General features: G+C 67.4%; 21 protein-coding genes and 1 pseudogene. 4 read left to right on the top strand and 18 right to left on the bottom strand.

Annotated elements, in window-relative coordinates; translation table 11 throughout:
- Positions 1 to 403 precede the first annotated feature (403 nt).
- The 10 genes from RCH07_RS17480 to RCH07_RS17435 form a co-directional block, all read right to left on the bottom strand.
- Positions 404 to 1,519 carry an ABC transporter ATP-binding protein gene (locus RCH07_RS17480; RefSeq protein WP_326968758.1) on the bottom strand — a complete coding sequence of 372 codons (1,116 nt, stop codon included), beginning with the start codon at positions 1,517 to 1,519 and terminating at the stop codon, positions 404 to 406.
- Positions 1,516 to 2,382 carry an ABC transporter permease gene (locus RCH07_RS17475; RefSeq protein ID WP_326968757.1) on the bottom strand — a complete coding sequence of 289 codons (867 nt, stop codon included), beginning with the start codon at positions 2,380 to 2,382 and terminating at the stop codon, positions 1,516 to 1,518. Before RCH07_RS17475 ends, RCH07_RS17480 begins: the two co-directional genes overlap by 4 nt.
- Complete coding sequence (locus tag RCH07_RS17470) at positions 2,373 to 3,215, bottom strand: ABC transporter permease subunit (protein ID WP_326968756.1); 843 nt, start codon at positions 3,213 to 3,215, stop codon at positions 2,373 to 2,375. The genes RCH07_RS17475 and RCH07_RS17470 overlap by 10 nt, the downstream gene beginning before the upstream one ends.
- A 25-nt stretch (positions 3,216 to 3,240) precedes the next feature.
- On the bottom strand, positions 3,241 to 4,479 hold the full coding sequence (locus tag RCH07_RS17465; protein WP_326968755.1) for an ABC transporter substrate-binding protein: 1,239 nt from the start codon (positions 4,477 to 4,479) through the stop codon (positions 3,241 to 3,243).
- A 56-nt stretch (positions 4,480 to 4,535) separates the two neighbouring features.
- The gene (locus RCH07_RS17460; protein WP_326968754.1) at positions 4,536 to 5,966 is read right to left on the bottom strand and encodes a hypothetical protein; all 1,431 of its coding nucleotides are present in this window, start codon (positions 5,964 to 5,966) and stop codon (positions 4,536 to 4,538) included.
- Positions 5,967 to 6,069: 103 nt separating this feature from the next.
- Positions 6,070 to 6,618 (bottom strand): carboxymuconolactone decarboxylase family protein, encoded by a 549-nt coding sequence (locus RCH07_RS17455; protein WP_326968753.1) that lies wholly within the window; start codon positions 6,616 to 6,618, stop codon positions 6,070 to 6,072.
- A 77-nt stretch (positions 6,619 to 6,695) separates the two neighbouring features.
- Complete coding sequence (locus RCH07_RS17450; RefSeq protein ID WP_326968752.1) at positions 6,696 to 6,995, bottom strand: DUF427 domain-containing protein; 300 nt, start codon at positions 6,993 to 6,995, stop codon at positions 6,696 to 6,698.
- On the bottom strand, positions 6,992 to 7,660 hold the full coding sequence (locus RCH07_RS17445; RefSeq protein WP_326968751.1) for a Crp/Fnr family transcriptional regulator: 669 nt from the start codon (positions 7,658 to 7,660) through the stop codon (positions 6,992 to 6,994). The genes RCH07_RS17450 and RCH07_RS17445 overlap by 4 nt, the downstream gene beginning before the upstream one ends.
- Positions 7,661 to 7,776: 116 nt before the next feature.
- Positions 7,777 to 8,229, bottom strand: a complete 453-nt coding sequence (locus RCH07_RS17440) for a hypothetical protein (RefSeq protein WP_326968750.1) — start codon at positions 8,227 to 8,229, stop codon at positions 7,777 to 7,779.
- A 153-nt stretch (positions 8,230 to 8,382) separates the two neighbouring features.
- Positions 8,383 to 9,111 carry a class I SAM-dependent methyltransferase gene (locus tag RCH07_RS17435; protein WP_326968749.1) on the bottom strand — a complete coding sequence of 243 codons (729 nt, stop codon included), beginning with the start codon at positions 9,109 to 9,111 and terminating at the stop codon, positions 8,383 to 8,385.
- 26 nt (positions 9,112 to 9,137) lie between these two features.
- Between RCH07_RS17435 and RCH07_RS17430 the strand changes: the two genes are divergently transcribed.
- On the top strand, positions 9,138 to 10,565 hold the full coding sequence (locus RCH07_RS17430) for a dihydrolipoyl dehydrogenase family protein (protein ID WP_326968748.1): 1,428 nt from the start codon (positions 9,138 to 9,140) through the stop codon (positions 10,563 to 10,565).
- Here RCH07_RS17430 and RCH07_RS17425 read toward each other — a convergent pair.
- The 8 genes from RCH07_RS17425 to RCH07_RS17390 all read right to left on the bottom strand — a co-directional run bounded on the left by RCH07_RS17425 (position 10,547) and on the right by RCH07_RS17390 (position 18,973).
- Positions 10,547 to 11,173 carry a CDP-alcohol phosphatidyltransferase family protein gene (locus tag RCH07_RS17425; RefSeq protein ID WP_326968747.1) on the bottom strand — a complete coding sequence of 209 codons (627 nt, stop codon included), beginning with the start codon at positions 11,171 to 11,173 and terminating at the stop codon, positions 10,547 to 10,549. The genes RCH07_RS17430 and RCH07_RS17425 overlap by 19 nt on opposite strands.
- On the bottom strand, positions 11,166 to 11,780 hold the full coding sequence (locus RCH07_RS17420) for a TVP38/TMEM64 family protein (RefSeq protein ID WP_326968746.1): 615 nt from the start codon (positions 11,778 to 11,780) through the stop codon (positions 11,166 to 11,168). Before RCH07_RS17420 ends, RCH07_RS17425 begins: the two co-directional genes overlap by 8 nt.
- A 53-nt stretch (positions 11,781 to 11,833) precedes the next feature.
- Positions 11,834 to 13,681 (bottom strand): glycoside hydrolase family 15 protein, encoded by a 1,848-nt coding sequence (locus tag RCH07_RS17415; protein ID WP_326968745.1) that lies wholly within the window; start codon positions 13,679 to 13,681, stop codon positions 11,834 to 11,836.
- Between the two features lie 18 nt (positions 13,682 to 13,699).
- Positions 13,700 to 15,055, bottom strand: a complete 1,356-nt coding sequence (locus RCH07_RS17410; RefSeq protein WP_326968744.1) for a dihydrolipoyl dehydrogenase family protein — start codon at positions 15,053 to 15,055, stop codon at positions 13,700 to 13,702.
- Positions 15,056 to 15,187: 132 nt separating this feature from the next.
- Positions 15,188 to 16,486: a bifunctional alpha/beta hydrolase/OsmC family protein gene (locus RCH07_RS17405; protein WP_326968759.1), complete on the bottom strand. Its 1,299-nt coding sequence runs from the start codon at positions 16,484 to 16,486 to the stop codon at positions 15,188 to 15,190.
- A 139-nt stretch (positions 16,487 to 16,625) separates the two neighbouring features.
- Positions 16,626 to 16,931 carry a DUF427 domain-containing protein gene (locus tag RCH07_RS17400; RefSeq protein WP_326968743.1) on the bottom strand — a complete coding sequence of 102 codons (306 nt, stop codon included), beginning with the start codon at positions 16,929 to 16,931 and terminating at the stop codon, positions 16,626 to 16,628.
- Positions 16,932 to 17,299: 368 nt separating this feature from the next.
- Positions 17,300 to 18,049: a hypothetical protein gene (locus RCH07_RS17395; protein WP_326968742.1), complete on the bottom strand. Its 750-nt coding sequence runs from the start codon at positions 18,047 to 18,049 to the stop codon at positions 17,300 to 17,302.
- A gap of 9 nt (positions 18,050 to 18,058) precedes the next feature.
- Positions 18,059 to 18,973 (bottom strand): hypothetical protein, encoded by a 915-nt coding sequence (locus RCH07_RS17390; RefSeq protein ID WP_326968741.1) that lies wholly within the window; start codon positions 18,971 to 18,973, stop codon positions 18,059 to 18,061.
- Positions 18,974 to 19,054: 81 nt separating this feature from the next.
- Between RCH07_RS17390 and RCH07_RS17385 the strand changes: the two genes are divergently transcribed.
- The 3 genes and pseudogenes from RCH07_RS17385 to RCH07_RS17375 all read left to right on the top strand — a co-directional run.
- Complete coding sequence (locus RCH07_RS17385) at positions 19,055 to 20,197, top strand: NADH-quinone oxidoreductase subunit N (protein WP_326968740.1); 1,143 nt, start codon at positions 19,055 to 19,057, stop codon at positions 20,195 to 20,197.
- A 226-nt stretch (positions 20,198 to 20,423) separates the two neighbouring features.
- The gene (locus RCH07_RS17380; RefSeq protein WP_326968739.1) at positions 20,424 to 20,639 is read left to right on the top strand and encodes a multicopper oxidase domain-containing protein; all 216 of its coding nucleotides are present in this window, start codon (positions 20,424 to 20,426) and stop codon (positions 20,637 to 20,639) included.
- Positions 20,640 to 20,651: 12 nt separating this feature from the next.
- Positions 20,652 to 21,243, top strand: a pseudogene (locus RCH07_RS17375) (prolipoprotein diacylglyceryl transferase family protein); the annotation flags it as partial.
- Positions 21,244 to 21,358 lie beyond the last annotated feature (115 nt).

Genomic DNA, 21,358 nt, shown 5'->3' with positions numbered 1-21,358 from the left:
TACTCAAACAGGAGCCACGCCTACTTAACCCGGTGACACGCCGATCTCCCACAGCCTTGACGCCGGACCCAGGCCGCTAACCGAACGGCATTGGGGCTAACGCCCAAACGGCAGGAACCCGTGCCCACGTGGCAGGATTACTAGAGCAGAAATGGCCGACTTAAAGTTGACGAAACACAACCCGCTGGCCCACCCCTAGATGCAGGAACGATGGTGGTCGCTCGCCCCCACATGTAGAGCAGGTACGGCGCAGGCGCCGCAGGCGGGCCAGCCCGGCGTGAGCAGGGTGCCTGCTGCCAGGGCAACAGTCCGTGTCAAGGGATGTCTCATGTTCATGTTCCTACTCCTGCAGTTGCCGGGTGCAATGATGGGTGACGTCGATGACCACGACGGCCGCGGACGCTCAGGCTCTGCCCGTTGCCATCACTGCCGGGACGTTTGCGCCGGTGGGTCCGCTGGTGCCCGGCAGTCCGGGGACAACGGCGCGCGCGGATAGCGGGATGGTGAGCCTGATGTCATCGCCCACGCGCAGCAACCGTCCCCAGGGCGCCTCGGCATGAAGTGCGATGCCGGATGCGTCAACGGTGACCAGCCGGCGGGGCCCCAGCACCCTGATGTCCCTCACGATGGCGTGCACGCCGTGCCCTGTCCGGTCCCGGGCCTCGTCCAGGATGCTGAGGCTTTCCTGGCGGATGACCAGCACACCCGGACCGTCAGACCAGTCAGTGTCCGCGGGCAGGTCAAGGTCCCCCAGTGCCGAGTAGTGCACTCCGTCCTGGACGGTTCCCGTGATTTCGTTCGTGCCGCCCATGAGCCGGTGGACTTGCAGGGTTGCGGGTCGGGAGTACACGAGGTCGACGCGGTCGTGTTGGAGCAGCCTGCCGTGGCTGAGGAGGGCGATGCGGTCGGCGACGGCGGCAGCTTCGTCGCGGTCATGGGTGACCATGAGGATGGTGGGGGCCAGCCGATCCCGGAGTTGTGCCAGCAGCCCGTGCATGGTGGAGCGCAGTTCCGGGTCAAGGGCGCTGAAGGGTTCGTCCAGGAGCAGGACGGCAGGCCGGGCGGCCAGGGCCCGGGCGATGGCCACCCGCTGGGCCTGCCCGCCGGAGAGCGCCGTCACGGGATGGCGACCGAATCCTTCCAGCTGCACCAGGTCCAGGAAATGCGCGGCATCGGCCCGGGCGGCCCGTCGGCGGACACCGCGGACCGTCGCCGCGAAAGCGACATTGTCCAGGACGTTCAGGTGGGGAAACAGCTGCGGGCGCTGGGAGACCATGGCCATCCCGCGGTGTTCGGGGCTGACCCGGGCCAGATCTGTGCCGCGAAGAACGATCCTTCCGGCATCCGGGGCTTCGAGCCCGGCCACGGCGCGTAGCAGCGTGCTTTTCCCTGATCCGGACGGCCCCAGGACGGCGGTGTATGAACCGGCGTCAAGGGTGAGGCTGACGTCGTTCAGGACCGGCGCTGATGAGTTGATGAACGACTTTGAGAGTCCGTCGATAACCAGAGTGCCGCTCATGAAAGATCTCCCGGGGGTTTGCGTGCGAAGAAGCCAAGACCCAGCAGCAGGATCAGCGGCGGAAGGACTGCCATCGCTGACAGCACGGAAACGATGGAATCGTTGCCCGCTCCGGAAGCGGCTGAAGCGACGAGCAGGGGAACGGTGACAAACGCGCCGCCGCCGACCAGAAGCGTGATGAGGTAGTCGCTCCAGCCGATGAGGAAGGCCAGGAACGCACTGCGTGCCAATGCCGGGGCGAGCAGCGGCACCTGCACCCGGGCAAGGACCTGCCAGCGGGTGGCTCCCAGGGTGCGGGCCTCGTCTTCAAAGCCACGGTCGTGCGCCCCGTAGGCCACGCGCATGGTGTAAGTCGTGTAGGGCAGGGCGTAGACGCTGAGGATTAGGATCACCCCGGCCAGGGCCGGGACCTGCAGCCTCAGGAGCAGCACGTTGAGCCCGAAGGCCGCCGCGAACGCCGGAAGCACCAGCGGAGCAAACAGGACAGCGTTGACGGCTGCGGGGAACGGGACGCGGTGGTAGGTCAGGGCCCGGGCGGCCAGGGCGCCGAGCGGGGTGGCGACGGCGCTGACCGCCAGGCCCAGGCCCAGGGAACGTGCGAAGGCCGGGACCGCGCCCTGGGCCAGGGCCGACCGGACGCCGTCGAAGCCCCAGGCCTCGGGCATGGCGGCCGGGTAGGACCAGCGGTCCGCGAACAGCCACAGTCCCAGCGGTGCCAGGGGAAGGAGGAACCACACGGCCAGCGCCAGGGTCAGTACGGTGCGTCCCACCCGGCCCGGGGCGCGGGAGACCCGCAGGGCCGAGCCGTCGCCGCGCGATGGCGTCCAGGGTGTCCTCGGGCCCGGAGGGAGTGTCACCGCCATAGCGGAATCTTCCTCAGGAGGGCGAACACGGCGGAGGCGGCCGCGAACGCCACGATCGTGGTCACCATCGCGAGGGCTGCCGCCTCGGGCCGGGATGTCAGCGACGCCGAGCCGAAGACCCGCAACGCCATCACCGGAAGAGGTTCGGGATAGGGCCGGCCGAGCAGCCAGGCGACCTCGTAGGAGCCGAAAGTGTAGACGAAGACGATCGTTGCGGAAACGATCAGCGCCGGAAGGCTCAGCGGCAGGAGGACGTGACGGAGCCGCCGGAGGCGGCCGGCACCCAGGAGGGCCGCCGTTTCGTCATAGCCCGCTGAGCGGGTGATCAGGGCGCCGGTGACGACGAGGGCGACGAAGGCTGATTCCTTCCAGCTGTAGTCGGCAATGACCGCGAACCACAAGGGTCCCCCAACCAGCCGCGGCCAGGCCTCCCCCGCCCCGGTCAGCCGGGACAACAAGCCGGAATCCGAGAGCAGCAACCCGACGGACGCGGCGCCGACGATGTGCGGAAAAGGAATCGTGAGGGTACTGACGGCGGCAACGACCCGGCCGCACCAGCGGCCCTGGACAATGATCAGGGCCGCTGTGAACCCCACGGCGGAGGCGGCGATGGTTGACGCCGCCGCGATGGCCAGGGACAGGCCGACGGCAGACGGAAGGTCCGGGGCCACCGTGGTGTACGCCTCCACAGTCAGTGACGGTCTGCCGGCCAGCGGAAGCAGGCCCAGGCTCTGGGCAGCCGCGGTCAGCAGCCCGCCCAGAACAACGAAGGATGCTATCAGCACAGCAGGGGCGGCCATCAGCGCCGCCGGCAGGCGTCTGCGCGGGCTCATCGGGGCACGGCCGAACAACACGGTGTCACCGGCCCGTGAGGATCTGGCGACGCCAGGCGTCGTCGAGTTCCGGCACCCACGCGGCGGCAAGTTCCGGGTTGGCGTTTTTCGACAGCACATCGTAGGCGGGCACCACCGGGGATGGTGGCAGGGCCTCGAACATGGCCCGCTGCGCGGCGCTCAGCGCGGCCGGGTCAAGAACCGGGAACTGCCCCCAGACCCGAGGGTCCGCTTTGGCAGCCTGCTGCTCCGGTGAGAGCGCCAGGTTCGCGACGACCATCGCCCCCGCCTGATGCCCGGAGGTTGACGGGATAGCCAGGAAGCTCGCGTTCCCCACCGTGCCCTCCTCCAGGGTGAGGACTTTCGTGGCCGCCGGGTAGGTGCCGTCGGCGACGAGTTTGCTCAAAGTGGCCGGGCCGTACGTCATGGTGAAATCGACCTGGCCGCCGGCGTACAAGGCATCCAGCTCCCCGGACGTTTTCGGGTACGTCTTCCCTTCGCGCCACAGCGACGGGGCAAGGCCGGTGAGCGTGTCGAACAAGGACGGGGTGAGCCTGTCGAATGCTTTCCGGTCGAATCCGGGCGGCACGTTAGCGTATCCGCCGGACACACTGTAGAGCACCTGCCGGGTGAAGACGGAACCGGTGAAGTCCGGCGGCGCCGGGTACGTGAAGCGGCCCGGATGGGTCCGGGACCAGTCCAGCAGCCCTGCCAGGGTCTTCGGCGGGTCGGTGACGGTGGCGGAGTTGTACGCGAAGGTGAACTGGGCCTTGCTCCACGGCGCTTCGCAACCCTCGACCGGTGTCCCGAAATCGTTTGCCAGCAGCGGGTCGGACGCCGCGGTGAGTGTCATGTTGGGCAGCATCGACGTCCAGCCGCAGGACCAGGCCCCGGCCTGTTTGCCGGTGCCGAAGTTATCGCCGTTTACCCAGACCAGGTCGACGCCACCTTCCCGGGTTCCGGCCTGCACTTCGGTCAGGACACGGTTCAGGGCGTCTTTCGTATCGGCGACCGGGACGCGTTCGAGCGTGACCCCTTCTTTCGCCGCCGCGGGTTTGAGCGTCCCGTCGACGTAGGAATTGCCTTGTTCGTCGCCGCCGTACATCCACAGGCGCACTGTCTGGCCCTGGGCGGCCGCGGTGACCTGATCCCAGCCGCTGAACCCGGGCTGCGCGGACGGAGGGGCGGCGCAGCCAGCCAGGGCCAGCGCGGCTGTTGCGATCGCCGCGGTACCGGACAGGAGCGTTTTGGCGCGGAGGGTCACAGTCGGTCCTCGTGTTCCGGTCCCGTCAGGCGCTCTTCGCTGTGTGGTTGCTGTTCTCACGGCTGCGCTGTTCCGGTTCTGCCCGCAGGCCTGACGGGACGGAGCGGCAGCATATTCCGCAGCCCGGCGTTTTCTGCCGCGTCCAAGGTCGAGTGCTGGACACAGGCCGGGACCAGGCGCCCGGTTTCGGGGTGGCTCATCGCGTACATACAAGCGCCGAGGCGTTCCTGGGATTCCCGGATTTTCGGGTCATCGCTGGTCTCACCGCGCTCCATCAGTGCCCAGGCCGGTCCGACGTCGGCGGCGTCCATGAAGTTGTGCACCACAAACGTTTTGAACGACAGTCGGCGGCGCAAGGCCGCGGATACCAACGTACTCAGGCCACCGGCCCGGCGCACGAGGCGGCGGGCAAAAGAGGCGATGACAGGAAGGTCGTCCGGGTGGGCCAGGAGTGCCCGGAGAATTTTGGCGCCGACGATCCACGCCGGGGTGCCGCCGAAATACATGCCCCCGTAGTTTTTCAGGAGCCTGTCGCGCGCGGCGAGGTCCCGGGGGTCGTCCGGGTCCAGCAGGGCCGCGAGACCGGTCCCGGTGCTGAGGGCGACGGCGGTGCGGTTGCACCGGGTGTCCCCGAACTGGGTTCCTTGCCAGGGAATGGGTTGGCCGGCGCCCGCTTCGATACGGGACCAGACGGCGTCGATGGTGATCTCCTCGAAGTCCTCAGACCATCTCCGGTCATCCCCAATGTAGGCGGCCGGCTGGAAGGACAGCATGTCGTATGGCATGTCCAGCACCGCGTGTGTCACCTCGGCGACCTGGTCGACGTTGGCCGGGGTGACGGTCATGTTGTGGGCAAGGTAGGAGCTGATCCCGTGGTCGTGTTTGAGGGTGACGAACATTTCGGCGAACCGGGCACGGAACGGGTTCAGTTCGGCTTCATTCCGGGGGCGCACGGCTCCCCGGCGGCCCCGCATCAGGGAATCGAAGTGGGCGGCAAAGGACACTTTGCTGAACCGTGGGCTGCCGTCATCGTCAAGGACCACGTCCAGGAGGTAGCCGTAGTCGAAGTCGCCGTGGGTCATGGACATCGGTTCGCGGCCGTTGGCGCGCATGGCCTCCAGGGCTGCGGCATGGTCCCTGGCCGGGAGCAGACTGACTTCCCCGCCGATCAGCTGGGCGTGGGCGCGGGGGCCCCGGACCCGGCGCAGGAACTCCATTTGTTTTGTGACCTCAGAGAGGGTGTGGCCGCCGTCGATCCGGACCTTGTTCGCGTCCGCTGAGTGGTAGCAGGGTGAGCAGGTCAGGTTGCATTTGGGGAAGACGCCGTGGGTGCCTTCGCAGCCGACCGCGCTCCGTCCCAGCAGCTGCGCCGGGGTCTTCACGTGCTCGGGCAGCTCGGCCCAGCGCTGATCCATCGCCGCCCTGCTCTCCGGGTGGACCGGACGCGTGAGGAGCTCGACGCTCCGGAGGAGGGCTGCGATCTTCATGGTACTCCTGCTGCTGTGGAGGCTAATTGGCGGACTTGGTTGAAGGATACCGGGAGCATGGAGCCGGCGGGAGCAGACGCCCGCTCCCGCCGGCTCGCGGGTCTCAGGCAGTCAGTTCCGGGACGGCGGGCAGGTCCAGCTCGGTTCCGGCGTAGTGGTTAAAGTAGTTGGTGAACAGGTTGGCCGCGATGTGCGCGAACGCCTCAGACAGCTCCTCGGCACTCCAGCCGGCGTCAAGGGCCGCCTGCCACGTCGCATCGGAGACGTTCCCCGTCCTGGCCGCGGCTTCCCGCGCGACGGAAGAGATCGCTTCGAGTTTGTCATCGAAGTCCACTTCACCGGCGCGGATCGCGAGAATCTGACCGTCGTCCAGCCCCGCCCGGCGTGCCGAGAGGGTGTGGGCGGCCTGGCAGTAGTCACAGCCGTTCTGGTTTCCGACGGCCAAGGCGATCGCTTCCCGGGTGCGGGCGTCAAAGCTGCCGTGCGCCGCGATGGCGGCAGACATCCCCTCGTAGGAGGCGATCACAACCGGTGAGTGGGCCATCCCGGCATGGATGTTGAGCAGTTTACCCATTTTCTGCTCCAGTTTCCGGGCGATCCCCTGGGAGGCTTCGGGTGCTGTGGCAACGGTGTGGGCGGGAATGCGTGGCATGCGGATACTCTCTTATCTTTGGATTGACAGGACAAAACTGTGGGGCGGGGGAAGCAGGCAGGCGCGGATGCGGGCGTTCAGGGCCGGTCGCCGCTGACGATGACTCCCCCGCCGGGGGCGAAGGCGACGTGGCCTTTGATCATCCGTGCCAGGGGGGTCGGCCGCGGGTAGGACCAGGCGGCGTTCGGTGCCCGGTGGTCCCCGGCGCGGACGTGGTGGTAGCGGGCAACACCCTTCCAGAAACACAGGGTCCGTACCCAGCTGCCTTGAAGCGTGTCCGGCACCAGGGACTCCGCGGGGAAGTAATGATTGCCCTCCAGATAGACCGTCTGCTCCGCGCGGGCGATCACCTGGCCGTGAAACGTGGCCGTCATCATGAGGAGCTCCGGGCCAGTTTGTAAAGGATGTCACGGTCCTGGATGACGATGCGCCCGCGGCCCTGGCGGATGGCTCTCCTGGCCGTGAGGTCACCCATGATCTTGCTGGTGGCCTCCCGGGAGGCGCCGAGGAGGCCGGCGAGCTGTTCGTGGGTCAGGTGGATGGTCCGGGCCTGCCCGAAGCGCGGCGGCCCAACGGCGTCACCGAGTTTAAGCAGGGTAGACGCCACCTGGGCGGCCAGCGGCCGCAGCGCCAGGTCGGTCAGCCGTTCTTCGAGGCGGGCAACCTGTTCGCCCAGAAGGCGGGAGATGCGGATGGCGATGCGCGGATCCGAGAGCAGGAACCGTTCGACCTCGTCCACGCTGAGCTGGCAGATCGCCGCGTCTTCGATGGCCTCGGCGTAGTTGTCATACATCCGCTGGCCCACGAGCATCATCTCCCCGAATACCGCGCCCGGTTCCAGGATGGCCATCGTCAGGGCCTTGCCGTCCTCGGCGACCCGGAAAATACGAACCCTGCCGGACTTGAGGATGAACAGCGCCTTGACGGGCTGGCTTTGGCTGAACAGCAGCTCCCCGCGGCGGAACAGCCGGGCCGGGGCCATGAGGTCCATGGCCGCGATCTCCTGCGCGCTCAGGTCAGCGAACAGATCAACTTCATTCAAACAGCTGAAGGGGTCAGCGGGTCCTGCCATGAGCGGGTCGGCCTCTCGTTGCCGCGGGGCCCACGGTCGCAGGTCTCCGGAGACGGTGGCCCCCACATCGACCCGGCAGGAATCCGTCATGCCCGGCTCTTGAGGACGCGGACCGCCACCAGTCCCAGAATAACGCCATAGATCATGTGCCCCATCAGACTCAGCAGAGCGGTAAGGTCAACGGCAAACAAGGGCATGCCCATCATGACCGGCATGATCATAAGCGGACCAAGGACCCACCAGATGGCCCCGTAACCAAGCCCGACGAGGGCGCCTCGGCCATACGCAGTCAGGAACCGGTTGCCGAACAGCACTGTCAGGCCCAGCCCGATCAGCACCGAAATCATCAAATGGACGCCGAACCCGACCACGGCCGAACTGGAGCCGACCATGGACGCAATGACAGGGAGCAGGCCCATCATCGCCATGAGCACGCCGAACACAATACCGCCGGCGATACCCCCGGCGGCCCCGGCGGTTACACGCCCGCCCAGACCAGTGGTGGACGTGCGGTGTGGGAGAGCTGATGCAGAAGCCATGACGGCGACCTTCCATGAAAGAGGTTTTGCTGACGCCTTCAAGGTATGGCCAGGCCATGATGCCGTTCAGTAATCTGCACTACACAGCACAACAAATATCGGCAGCTGCGCACTGCGCTCCGGTAGAGCCACGGATGTGAACGGCGCGGGGGCTCATCCGTCGTGCTTCATCTTTCCGGCCCGGATCTGGAGGTGTCCGCCCCGGGCCGAGGCGCGGACGACATTGACGCAGCGTTCCTCCACAGCCTGCCAGGGCGCGGCGGTAATGTCGGATCCTCCGACCGCGCAGGCCAGCCGTGCCAGCGGGGTGAGCCACCGCGCCCATCCGACCGGGTCCTGCATATCCACGACCCCGACCCGCGCGTGGGCGGCCAGCAGCCCGGTCATGTTCGTCCAGGCCTGCTGCCAGTCCCCCATCAGGGACAGCGAATACGTTGCCAGGGCTGCATCCGAAACCGCCGCTCCCCCGCCCTTTTGGATGCGGGCAGCGATAGCCCCGGGATCCAGCAGCACCACGTCCGCCTGGAGCAGGATCACGTTCTCCCAGCCGCGCGCCTCCGCGCGGCGCCGCGCCTGGTGGAGCATTTCGGCGCTGCGGTCGATCCCGACGATGGTCCCGGAGGCACCAACGCGCTGTTGCAGCAGCGGAAAATTCAGCCCCGTTCCGCAGCCGATGTCCAGCACCTGCTGGCCCGTTGCCGGGGCCAGTGCGCCGATGCCGAGCACCCGTCCGGCATGATAGACAGGGTATTCGCCCGAGAGCAGATCATAAAACGGGGCAAACAGCGTGTATTTATCGCGGATGGCGGGCTCCTTCAGGTTCGATCCGCCGCAGCGGCACGGTCGCGCAAAACCAGAGCGGCGGGCGCTTTTGTCCTGCATTCAACATCACTCACGAGGAGTCAATCATGGCAGTCGGGAACCGGATCATTGATTTACTGGTGGTCGGCGGCGGAACCGCCGGAATTGTGGGCGCCAAAACGGCGGCCGGGTTCGGAGCGCGAATCCTCCTGGTCGAACAGGCCCGCACCGGCGGCGACTGCCTGTGGACCGGATGTGTGCCGTCCAAGACCCTCCTGTCGGCAGCCGACCACGCCATCACAGCACGCGCACTGACCGGACAGCGGCCGGAATTCGCCGCGGTCCGGAAACGCATCTTCGCCGCGATCAACACCATCGAACCCGTCGACTCCCCGGCGGCACTCGAAGCCGCCGGTGTTGAAGTCATCGGGGGCACCCTGACGTTCCGCTCCCCCGGGGTGGCCGAGGTTGAGGGCAGGACGATCCGCTTCCGGCAGGCACTGATCGCCACCGGCGGGGCACCGGTCAGCTCCGGCGTCCCGGGCCTGGACCCGGGGGTCACCGTGACCTCGGACACGATCTGGGAACTGGAGGCCCTGCCGGGGCGGCTGGCGATTGTCGGCGGCGGCCCGATCGCCTGCGAACTCGGACAAGCCTTCGCCCGCCTCGGATCAGAGGTCACCATGATCGTCCGCTCCCGGATCCTTCCCAAGGAAGATCCCGACGCCGCCGACCTTGTCCGGGAGAGCCTGGCCTCCGATGGTGTCCGCATCCTGGAGAACTCGACCGTCGAGAACGCGGTCACCACGGACGCCGGGTCCCGGCTCCGGCTTCGGGACGGCGCTGCCGTTGACACCGACACGGTCCTGCTGGCCACCGGGCGCACTCCCCGCACCGCGGGTCTGGGCCTGGAACGGATCGGGGTAAGCCTGGACAAGGACGGCCAGGTGATCACGGACACCCGGATGATGACCTCCAACCCGCTCATCTGGGCCGCGGGTGATGTGACCGCCAACCCCCGGTTCACCCACCTCGCCGGCGTCCACGCGTCCGTGGCCGCCTCGAACGCGGTCCTCGGGCTCAACCGCAAAATCAGCGCCACCGTGCCGCGGGTGACGTTCACGTCCCCCGAGGTGGCCGCCGTCGGGCTCACCACGGCCGACGGCGGGCGGCACCAAGCCCGTACGGTGCGGCATCATCATGTGGACCGGGCTGTGACGGAGGACTCCACGGACGGGTTTACCCGGCTGATCGTGGACCGACGGGGAAAAATCCTGGGCGGTACCATCGTGGGCCCGCGGGCCGGTGAATCCCTGGCTGAACTGACCCTGGCAATCCAGAAAGGGATGACAACGTCCGACATCGCCGGAACGACCCACCCCTACCCCACCTTTTCGGACGGGGTCTGGAACGCCGCCGTCGCCGACGTCGGGGAACGCCTAGCTTCCCCCCTGATTCGCCGTGCCATGGCGGCGCTGGTCTGGTTCCGGCGCCGCTGGCTGGACCGGTCCGTCCCTCACCGCAGGGACCGGTAGCCGGCGACGATCCGCTGGACGCCGCTGGCCGTGACCAGCAGCGCCCAGACGGACGCGATTTCCCACGCGGCGCCCGGGAAGATCAGCCAGAGGCTGTGCACGGCCACGGTCTCGGCGCCTTCGGTCAGGCCGCCCAGGAACGACAAGGACCGGCCATCCCTGAGCTGGCGGCCGGTTTTTTCGGCGATCGAAGAGAACGCCAGGAACGCCGTGCCGTTGATGTAATAGGCGAAAAGGACCAGCAGGAACGGCAGCCACGGGGCACCGAACCCCGCTGTCGCCCCGACCCCGACGCCGACCACCGTGGCACCGTAGACGATGAAATCGGCGCAGATGTCCCAGAACCCGCCCCGCCCGGTGTCCTCAATCCCCGCGCGAAGGTTCCGGCGCCGGGCCAGCGGGCCGTCGAGGCCGTCGGCGACCCGGCACAACAGCCACGCGGCCAGGGCCGGCAACCACCACTGCACCGCCGCCAGGACCGCGCTGGCGAGGCCAAGAACCAGATTCAGGCCCGTCAGCCTGTCAGGGGTAATCCATGGCCGGTCCAGCCAGCCGGCGGCCCGCCCCAGGGCCGGCGCCATGGCACGCCGCAACCGGGCATCAAACATCGGAGGGCTTGTCCTTCCGGCGCCGTCGGACCGCGAACACCAGCCCGGCCACAGTGAGCACACCGAGGGCCCCGAGCGCGAGGCTGAGCTGCCATCCCGGCTGCAGGCCGAACGCACCCAGGGTCACATAACTCAGCGTCCCCGGGAGGATGCCGATCGCGGTCCCGAGGAAGTAGGGCCACCAGCGGATCGAGGTCAGCCCGGCGGTGTAGTTGATGGCCGTAAACGGCAGCACGGGCACCAGCCGGACACCGATCACGGCCGCCAGTCCCCGCCGCCGCAGCAGTTGGTCGACTTTCTCGACCCGTGCCCCGGTGAATTTCTCCACCGCTTCCCGGCCCAGCCAGCGTCCCAGCCAGAACGCGATAATGGAACCCAGGATTGCGGCGATAAAGACGACGGCGATGCCGCCGGCAAAACCAAAGACCAGCCCCGCGGCGACTGAGAGGACATTTTTGGGCACCGGTGCCAGCGTCAGTGCGGCATATGCGAGGATGAACGCTGCCGGCCCCCACCAACCCGTGGTGCCGAAATAGTTCCGGATTTCCTCGACCGGCGGGAGCGGAAACACCAGTGCCGCCACGGCAGCGGCGGCCACGAGAACCACCAGTATTCCCAGCCGAATCACCGCCCGGCGCCGGCTGCCTGGAACAGAACCCGTCACGGGGCGTCCCCGGCGCCGGCGGCAGGCGGCCGGGCTTCGTCCTCGGACGTGCGGATGGCCCAGGCAGCGTTGACGAGGCCGATAGGGCTGAAGGCCTGCGGGAAGTTTCCGAGCAACTCGCTGCTGTCCGGCGCGACTTCTTCGGCAAGCAGGCCCAGATCGGTGGCGAATCCCGCGGCCCGTTCGAAGACGGTCCGGGCGCGCCGGGTCTGCCCGGCCAGGGCCAGGGCATGGGCCAGCCAGAAGGTGCACAGCAGGAACGTTCCCTCCTCCCCGGGGAGCCCGTCGTCGACCTGGTACCGGTAGACCAGGCCCCGGCTGTCGGTGAGCCGGTTCTCGATGGCGTCGATCGTTGCCAGCATCCGGGGATCATCGGCGGGCACGAAACCCACGATGGATAGCATCAGCGCCGAAGCATCCAGGTCCTCGGAGCCGTAGGCCTGGGTGTAGGCGTTGGCTCTCCCGTTCCAGCCGTTCATCCGGATCGAGTCGGCGAGCTGCGCCCGGGCCTGAACCCAGTGCGGAACCCTGTCTTCCGCGTTCAGGATTCCGGCGAGGCCGATGGCCCGGTCCACGGCCACCCAGCACATCAGCTTTGAATGAAGGTAGTGCCGGGGTGCGCCGCGGACCTCCCAGATGCCCTGATCCGTGGACTGCCAGCGCGATGCTGCGGCGTCGGCCGCATCGGCAAGGAACCGCCGCGTCCCGGGCTCCAGATCGTTGAGGTACTCCGGGAGGGTCGCGGCGGCGTCGAGGAGTTCGCCGTAGACGTCGAGCTGGCGCTGGTCCCAGGCGCCGTTGCCCACCCGCACCGGGGCGCTTCCGCGCCAGCCCGGAAGGTGGGCCAGCTCACGTTCGGTCAGGTCCCGTTCACCGCCGATCCCGTACATGATCTGCAGCTCGTCGCCGCTGCTCAGCCGGCCGGCGGCAGCCGTCGCGAGGAACTGGAAAAACTTCCCGGCCTCGTCCGGACACGCGGCCACCCACAGCGCCTGCAGGGTCATGCTGGCATCCCGGATCCAGGTGTACCGGTAGTCCCAGTTCCGGGTGCCGCCGGCGACCTCGGGCAGGGACGTCGTCGGGGCGGCGACGATCGCGCCGGTCGGATAGAACGTCAGTGCCTGCAGAATCCTGCCGCTGGAAGCGACCAGGTCCTGCCAGGGTCCGACGTAGCTCTGATGCAGCTGCGACCAGCTGTCCCAGCCCTCCAGCGTGTCCTCAAGCCGGCGGGCGATGTCCTCCTGGCTCCAGAACGCCGGAGGTACCGGCCCGGTGTTCCGGTGGTGAAGGGCGAATCCCAGAACGTCTCCGGTACGGAGGACCGGCTTCGCCTGCGCTTGGCCTCCCTCGAGTTCGAAGGGTACCGGGGTGGAAAAGGCCAGCACATCGGCCCCGCCGTGGACCAAGATTCCGCCGGCTGTGTCCTCAAGGAGCGGCCGGACCAGGCCGTATTCCGGCCGCGGCGCGAACGTCACCTCCATCTCGACTTCGCCGTCGATGCAGGCAACCTGCCGCAGCAGCGTTCCGGGCGCCCCGGCGCCGAGTTCGTGGCCCCGGGTCCCGTCCCCCAGGACCAGGGCATCGGTGACTGTCACGGTCCCGTCGGCCGTGGTGTGGACCGTCTCTAGGACCATGGTGGGCCCGAGGTACCGGCGGGTCGAGGAGTGTGGGGCCGCAGGCCGGATCGACCAGCAGCCCGCGTCCTCGCCCAGGATCCGTCCGAACACCGAGGGGCTGTCAAAACGGGGGAAACACAGCCAGTCCACCGAACCCGCGGCGCTCACCAGTGCGGCGGAGCGGCAATCGGAGAGCATGGCGTAGTTGGCGATGGGCTCGCTGGTCATCGGTACACCCTGCCTGATTCACTCAAGACGGTCCAGTGCGTCTTCAATGGCGCGGTGGAAGGTCGGATAAGCGTAGATCATCCGCCGCAGTGTGCTGACCGGAATCCGGGCGTGGACGGCAAGCGCCAGGGCCGCGAGGACCTCTCCCCCGGCGGGTCCGGCGGATGTCGCACCGACGAGCACCCCGTGATCGGCGTCTTCGATGAGTTTGATAAATCCCTGGTTTCCGGACTTGTGGATCCATCCCCGTGCGGATGTGGCCAGGTCCGTGAGACCGACACGGACGTTCAGGCCTTTCCCGCGGGCCTGGGCCTCGGTGATGCCGACGGAACCGATCTCGGGGTCGGTGAACGTTACCCGAGGAACCGCATGGTATTCGGCCGGGGCCGGGTCATGGTCCAGGATGTGCGCGGCGGCGAGGGATGCCTGATACATGGAAACGTGGGTAAAGGCGCCCTTGCCGGTGATGTCGCCGATGGCGTAGACGCCGTCGGCAATCCGCATGTGCCCATCCGGGTCAAGGAAGCGGGCGGCCGGATCCAGGCCCAGGGCGGCCACCCCGAGGGACTCGAGGTTGGTGGTGCGGCCCGCCGCGACCAGAAGCCGGGAGGCACCGACGGTAGAACCGCCGAAATCGACGGTGAACATGCCGGCGGAGTGCCGGACGCTTTCTATCCGTGCCCCCACATGGACGTCGATGCCCTCCTCGCGCAGCACGCCCTCGAGGAGCTTGCCGGCCTCGGGCTCTTCCGGGGGCAGCAGGCCCGGCGCGGCTTCCACGATGCTGACGCGGGTGCCGAAGCGTGCGAATGCCTGCGCCAGTTCCGCGCCGATCGCCCCTCCCCCGATGACGATCAGGGATTCCGGGACCTCGGTGGCGGCGATGGCCTCCCTGTTGGTCCAGTACGGTACATCGGCCAGACCCGGAATCGGAGGAATCATCGGTTCCGTGCCGGTATTGATCACTATGGCGCGGCGGGCGGTGAACTCCCGGCCGGCGGCGCTGACCGTCCGTGGCCCGGTAATCCTCCCCCGGCCACGGACAAAGCTGCCTCCTTTGCCGGTGAAACGGTCCACGGCGACCTTGTCGTCCCAGTCATCGGTGGCCTCCGAGCGGATCCGGTCCGCCACCGGTCCCCATTCCGGGCGGACATCGGCATCCCCGGCGAGACCGCGGATGCGCCGGCCCTCCGCCAGAGAGTTACCGGCCCGGATCATCATCTTGCTCGGAATGCAGCCGTAGTAAGGGCACTCCCCGCCAACCAGACGTCCTTCGATTCCCACGACCGAGAGGCCCGCTTCTGCGAGCTCGCCGGCAGCGGCCTCACCGCCCGGACCCATCCCAATAACAACAACATCAACTTCTTCAGCCACGAAATCTCCTTACCATCATCAATCCGTTACTTCTGAAAAATCGGGTCCCTGCCACGACCGGGAGCTGTGGGACCCTGTGCCTCCATCTTCGCCGTCCAGGCGGACCCGGAGGGCAGCCGACGGTATGGACGCTCAGCGGCGCCCTCCCGTGCCGGCCGGTTCCCTGCGGGCCGCCGGGTCTGCCCCGGTCCACGCGACGGTGTCAATGAGGACTTCTGAATGCAGGGTGCGGTGTACGGGGCACTTGTCGGCAATCTCCCGAAGCCTCTGACGCTGACTTTCGTTCAAGTCACCATCCAGGCGGATGACCCGTTCGATCCTGTCCACCTGCCCGGTCCCGGTTTCGCAGCCTGCGCAGTCCCTCGCGTGGATCCGGGAGTGCCTCAGCGACACGGTCACCTTCTCCAGAGGCCAGTTCTTGCGCCGGGCATACATCCTCACCGTCATCGAGGTGCAGGCACCCAGGCCGGCCAGCAGGAAATCATACGGGGACGGTCCGGTGTCCGTGCCGACAGGTTCGGGCTCGTCTGCGGTAAGCCGATGCCGTCCCATCTGCACATGCTGGGCGTAGGCGCCGGTGCCGCTTTCGGAGACCACAACGAATCCTTCCGCCGGGTCAGCCAATTTCGGCACCGGCACCTCGTCAGGGGCCGGCACCGATTCGGGGAGCGGAGCGAAGGCGTAGCGGCTGGCCCAGGTGGCGAGCATCGTTGCAGCGAAAACAGCATCCGCAGGCTTCGTCAGGAGGTGGTCTGCGCCATCGAGTGCTACGAAGGACTTCGGGTGGCGCGCGGCCTCGTAGATGCGGCGCGCGTTTTCCGCATCTACGGTGGCGTCGACGGGTGAATGCATAACCAGTAGGGCTGCGCCAAGACGGCGGATGCGCTCGGTCTGGGGCTGGGCGGCGATGTCATCGAGGAACTGGCGTCTGATGCGGAATGTCCGCCCGGCGAGCTGCACCTCGGCTTCACCACACTCTTCGATCTCCGTGCGGCTGCCCCGCAGCAGATGCGCCACGTGATCCGGAGCCGCCGGCGCCCCGATGGTTGCCACGGCCCGCAACTCCGGGACGCTGTGGGCTGCGGCGAGCACCGCCGCGCCGCCAAGGGAATGCCCGATCAGGAGCGACGGGGCCGCGAAGCGCTCGCGCAGGAAATCTGACGCATGGACAAGATCCTCAATGTTGGAGCTGAAATTGGTGTTGGCGAAATCGCCACCCGACTGGCCCAAACCGGTGAAGTCAAACCTCAGGACGGCGATGCCAAAATCGGTCAAGGCTCGGGAGATCCTGGCCGCCGCCACGACATCCTTGCTGCACGTGAAGCAGTGCGCAAACAACGCATACGCCCGGGGTGCTGATTCCGGAACATCCAACCGGGCCGCCAGCAGCACCCCCTGTGATCCCGGGAATTCCAGTCTCCCACTCCGCATGCTCATGCCTTCCAGTCTCTGTGAATACGTCGGTGCACGGGGTAGATCAGACTGCGCCCTCTTGGATGGCACGCTGCCCGGTCTCTGGTCGGATCCCGTCAGACAGGGGCACCCGGCCGGTGGAGGACCTCGGCCCTTGCTATTCGGTGATTTGGATTTCTTTCCAGAATGCGACGTAGTTGCTGTAATCCTGGCCCACCCGCTCCAGCGACGCCGGATACGGATCGGGGTAGCTGAAGGCGCGGTCCGGTAGTAGATTCCCGCCGCCGTCGTTGACACTGAAGTACTGGCACCGGCCCTTCCACCCGCAGGTGTACGGCGTTGCACTGGCAATAAGCAGTGCGGAGTCGACGCTCCGGGGCGGGAAGTACCAGTTCCCTTCGATCTTGACCAACTCGTCCCGGGGTGCTTCCGCAAGCACGATGCCATTAAGTATTGCCTTCATCGGAGCGGCCCTTTCGTGGGTGAAATCGTTCGTTCCCATGAATCTAGCCGCGGTCCTTGCCCGAGTTCTGCGATCCGGGACACACAAGAGACGATCATCAACACCCTGGACAGCGACGGCAGCACCACGGACCCGGCCCTCTTACGGTTCCGCCCGCCCCTGGGCTGGTATTACATCAACCTCACCGGGGGCTAGACCTGGCCACGCCCCAACCACAATAAACCCGCCAAATAAAGGCCACCACGACGATCCGCAAAACCTAAGCGTCGGATATTTCACTTTTCACAAGCCACCCCAGAATGCACAGACTTGGCAAATAGAAAAGGAGGATCGCCAACGGCGGTCCTCCTTTTCGGTAAATGCGGACCTCAGCGTTCGAGTCCTCCGCGTTCCAGTGTCCTGTCTTTGCCGTTCTGCTTGGCCATTTTTGATGTCTTGGCCACTGACGGTTTCTGGGCGACGGCGGCCCGGGGATGGGTGCCTTGGTGCTTGTCTGCCAGGAGCCGGGCATTGACGGCTTCGCGGTCGCCCTTGCCTTCCAGGCTTTGGGCCAGCTGCTGGCGTCGTTCTGCGGTGTCCCATGCCGGTTCGCTTCTGTCTTCCCGGTCCTGGCGGTCGGCGCTGGCAACGGCAGCGCCTGCCACCGAAGCCTCGGTGCGCGCGGCCGATGCTTTGGTCCGTTCGCTCTCCGCTTCGGAGCGGGTCTGCTGTGCCCGGGCGAGGGACTCGGAAACGGATGCCTCGTCCGCTCCGGTGTTATCCACGTCGATGCCGTAACGGCTTTGCACCTGGTCCCTGATTTTCTCGGAGGCCTGGGCCGCTTCGGGGTCGTAGGCCTTCCATGCCGTGGCGGTCTCGTGAACCCGTTCGATCATTTCGGGAGTGGCTTTGTCCCACCAGTCCTCGCGGCCTACCGGCGTCAGCTGGGCCCGGGCTGCAGCGCGCTGGGCGTCAAAGCGTTCCTGGAGCTCACGGGCTCGTTGTTCCTCTGCTGCGGCGATGGTGCGCTGTTCCTGTTCGCGCATCCTGGCAAGCTGCTCTCCGATGCGGGCCGCTACCATCAGCCCGGTACGCATCGCACCGTCTACTGCATCTTCCATTCCGTCTGCTTCGCTCATGCTCTTCCCCTATGGCTCGATGCCTGGATTGTTCTGCCGGTGAGTCTCTTCGGTCCGTGACTGTGCTGCCTGGAGCTGAGCCGTATCTGGTTTCGTCAGAACGGGAGGTAGTGGTGAGCCGCCTCGTGAACGTTCGACCAGGAGCCTCGATCTCAGGGCTTCCTCGGAAGCCTCCGGGTGCTGTTGGCGCAGCGTCTCCATCGACATCGGCTGCGCCTTGAGTGTCTGGGCGGTGGCGCTGGCTTCGACAACCTTGCTGGCCGCCCTGACGGCGGAGGCAAGGCCTCGAACGCGGCGGAGATCGTCTGTGGCCTTGTGCATGTCATGGATGGCCCGGGCGGTCTGGGCAAGCTGCCGGAACATCAATGCGTAGGCGGCGTAGTCGCTCTTGGACGTGGCCGCCAGAAGAATCATGGTGGCCCCGCGCGCCGACGGCAAGGACACTGCCGGGCATAACGGGTAACGGCGCAGCTGGGCGGACTTGGCGAGTTCCCTGGCGGCGTCCGCCAGCGGTCCCGGCGTCGGTTCGATCCGCCTGGACCACGCACCAAACGCAGCCGATGTCTCGCGGGCTGCCTGCGCCCACGCGGCATGATCATCATGGCCGGTGGTGGCCAGCTTCTCCCGGAGCGCGTGAATATCATTGGCGTACTTGTTCCACAGCTCAGCCGACGGCTGCAGCGTCTCCCTGCCCGGGCTTACCGGCCGGCGGTTGCGCGCCGCAGCGTTCCATTCCGCGACAGCGGAAACCGCGGAATCCGGGGTGCTCTCCCACTCAGCCCGAAGCTTGGGCAACGCCAGGTCCCGCCCTAAAGAGTTGCCGCCGAACCACACGGCGCGCTCTCCCTTGCACGGGCGTTCGGCCACGGAGTATCCGGTCACGACGTCGGTACGGCCGGCCGCGTAGCGGGGACGAACGAGCACGCCCTCCTGCCGTGCCCGGCGGACGAACTCCGCCTCATCTGTCGATGCTCCCGCGCACATTCGGACTTTGCGGGCGAGGCTGTGGCGCTCGACTTCGGCACCGCCCGGGAAAGCGAAACGTACGCCCTGATCCTGCTCGCCTCCCTCGGCACGGTGGTCCTGTCCGGCGCGGCCGACCTGCTCGTGCTCGCCGCGGGGTTCCTGCTGGCCAGCATCCCGCTCTACGCCCTGATCGGGATCGGCGGCACCAAGGCCGGGGCGGAGGCCGCGTTGAAGACCTATCTGCTGGGAGCCCTGTTCGGGATCCTGCTGCTGCTCGGCGTGACGGTGCTGTACGCGGTCTCGGGGACGACGTCGTACGCCGGGCTCCGGGGCGGGCTGTCGACTGCCGCGCCGGCCGTCGTCGGGGTCGGGCTGGTGGGTGTCCTGGCGGGGCTGATGTTCAAGGCGGGTGCGGTCCCGGGGCATTTCTGGGTTCCCGACGCCGCCGAGGGCGCCGGCACCGCGGCGGCTGCGTTCGCCACAACCGTGCCGAAGATCGGCGGCTTTTTGGCCGCCTACCGGCTGCTGGAGGTGATGCCCGGCTCGGTGCGCTGGCCGCTGCTGGTCGCCCTGCTGTCCGTGCTCACGATGACACTGGGCAACCTGGCGGCGTACACCCAGACGAACCCCCGGCGTCTGTTGGGCTGGTCCACCGTCAGCCAGGCCGGGTACCTGCTGATGCCCGTCGCCGTGGCCGGGTCGGTTCCGCTGGCCCTGCCCTCGCTCGTGGTGTTCCTCACCGGGTACGCGGTCAGCAACCTGGCCGCGTTCGCCGTGATCGGGGCGTATCCGCGGCGGCGCGAACTCCGCGCCTATGAGGGCCTGGCGGCAGCCCGCCCGTGGCACGCCGTGGCCCTTGTGGTGGCGCTGCTCAGCCTGGTGGGCACCCCGCCCACGGCGGTGTTCCTCGGGAAACTGACGGTCTTCGCGGCGGCGTGGGAGGGCGGCTTCTGGTGGCTCACCGTTGCGGCCGCGGTCAACACCGTCATCAGCCTCTTCTACTATCTGCGCTGGCTCGCACCGGCGTTCCGGACCGCATCACCGGACTCCCCCGGCGCCGGCGACTTCACTCCGCAGCCCTGGGCCGGGAGGACCGCCGTGACCGCCTCGGTTATGATCCTGGCCCTGGCGGTGGGCGCAGGGCTCGCGTGGGCTGCCCTCAGCGGACCGCACGTCGGGTAACCAGCACGCTGATACAGGAAGGCCTACCATCACCCATCCTCACCCATGTTGGGAGCCCCAACTTCTGCAGGGACCGGGCGGACAGTGTCCGGCCAAACTGCTCACCGATCATGGTGTCCCGTTCAGCCAGTTCCTTGTCCAGGTGGTGACTTCCTGTGCATGGGCGGCGACAATCAGATCCCGGACGTGCTGCGCCGGCACGGTGGTGTAAAGCCATGCCTGCCCGGTGCAACCCGGTGATGCGCTCCACCGGGTTGCAGGCGATGTTCTGGACCAGGGGGTATTTGCCTGGGGGCTATCAGAGGTTCGGGCCGCTTCCCGCAAAGAGACCGTCATTCTCCGGCCTAAACAAACCGTCAACCCTGGCCAGTGGTTCGCCTACTGCCACACCGCCTACCATGCCGAACGCGGCATGATGGGCGTCTTCTCCTACCTCAAATAAGGGAGCCCGACCATGAATACCCCGATTGTCGCAGAACTGTTCCTGCCCTCCCCCACGGTCAGCGCCTTCTCGCTCGGGCCGCTGACCATCCGCTTCTACGCCCTCGCCATCCTGGCCGGCATCGCGGTCGGCGTCTGGCTCTCCGCCCGCCGGATGCGTGAACGCGGCGGCACCACCGCCCAGACCCTGGACATCGTGGCCTGGGCTGTGCCCTTCGGCATCATCGGAGGCCGGCTCTACCACGTCATCACCGACAACCAGTTCTACTTCGGCCCGGGCAAAGACCCATGGGGGTGCGCTGCGGATCTGGGAAGGCGGCCTCGGGATCTGGGGCGCCGTCGCCCTCGGACTCGTCGGAGCCCTGATCGGGGCCCGCCGCGCCGGAGTGCCCTTCACTGCGTTCGCGGACGCGGCCGCCCCCGGCCTTCTCCTGGCCCAGGGCCTGGGCCGGTGGGGCAACTGGTTCAACAACGAACTCTACGGCGAACCCACGGACCTGCCCTGGAAACTCCAGATCCACAACATGAACCCGGCCACGGGCCAGGCCCTCACCGCCGCCGACGGCACGCCGGAGATCCTCGGCTACTTCCAGCCGACCTTCCTCTAGGTGCGTGGGTCGGTTGTGGTTTGCCGGTTCCGCAGGTTTGCGTCGTGACGGCGCGGAGGCCGGGTCTCCTTTCTGGAAGGGGGCCCGGCCTCCTGGCATTTTCGCGATAGGA

Origin of the sequence: Arthrobacter sp. CG_A4 (genome assembly GCF_035985125.1) — a bacterium.
Lineage (GTDB): Bacteria > Actinomycetota > Actinomycetes > Actinomycetales > Micrococcaceae > Arthrobacter.
The sequence above is the reverse complement of the archived record's forward strand: the minus strand, read 5'-3'. Positions and strand labels throughout refer to the sequence as shown.

Bases quoted from the DNA above. Each gene is read 5' to 3' on its own strand.
- RCH07_RS17435 (WP_326968749.1), bottom strand. From the start codon at position 9,111: ATGCAGGACAAAAGCGCCCGCCGCTCTGGTTTTGCGCGACCGTGCCGC.
- RCH07_RS17470 (WP_326968756.1), bottom strand. From the start codon at position 3,215: ATGAGCCCGCGCAGACGCCTGCCGGCGGCGCTGATGGCCGCCCCTGCT.
- RCH07_RS17475 (WP_326968757.1), bottom strand. From the start codon at position 2,382: ATGGCGGTGACACTCCCTCCGGGCCCGAGGACACCCTGGACGCCATCG.
- RCH07_RS17405 (WP_326968759.1), bottom strand. From the start codon at position 16,486: ATGCGGAGTGGGAGACTGGAATTCCCGGGATCACAGGGGGTGCTGCTG.
- RCH07_RS17425 (WP_326968747.1), bottom strand. From the start codon at position 11,173: ATGTTTGATGCCCGGTTGCGGCGTGCCATGGCGCCGGCCCTGGGGCGG.
- RCH07_RS17415 (WP_326968745.1), bottom strand. From the start codon at position 13,681: ATGACCAGCGAGCCCATCGCCAACTACGCCATGCTCTCCGATTGCCGC.
- RCH07_RS17395 (WP_326968742.1), bottom strand. From the start codon at position 18,049: ATGAGCGAAGCAGACGGAATGGAAGATGCAGTAGACGGTGCGATGCGT.
- RCH07_RS17480 (WP_326968758.1), bottom strand. From the start codon at position 1,519: ATGAGCGGCACTCTGGTTATCGACGGACTCTCAAAGTCGTTCATCAAC.
- RCH07_RS17440 (WP_326968750.1), bottom strand. From the start codon at position 8,229: ATGGCTTCTGCATCAGCTCTCCCACACCGCACGTCCACCACTGGTCTG.
- RCH07_RS17430 (WP_326968748.1), top strand. From the start codon at position 9,138: ATGGCAGTCGGGAACCGGATCATTGATTTACTGGTGGTCGGCGGCGGA.
- RCH07_RS17450 (WP_326968752.1), bottom strand. From the start codon at position 6,995: ATGATGACGGCCACGTTTCACGGCCAGGTGATCGCCCGCGCGGAGCAG.
- RCH07_RS17455 (WP_326968753.1), bottom strand. From the start codon at position 6,618: ATGCCACGCATTCCCGCCCACACCGTTGCCACAGCACCCGAAGCCTCC.
- RCH07_RS17400 (WP_326968743.1), bottom strand. From the start codon at position 16,931: ATGAAGGCAATACTTAATGGCATCGTGCTTGCGGAAGCACCCCGGGAC.
- RCH07_RS17460 (WP_326968754.1), bottom strand. From the start codon at position 5,966: ATGAAGATCGCAGCCCTCCTCCGGAGCGTCGAGCTCCTCACGCGTCCG.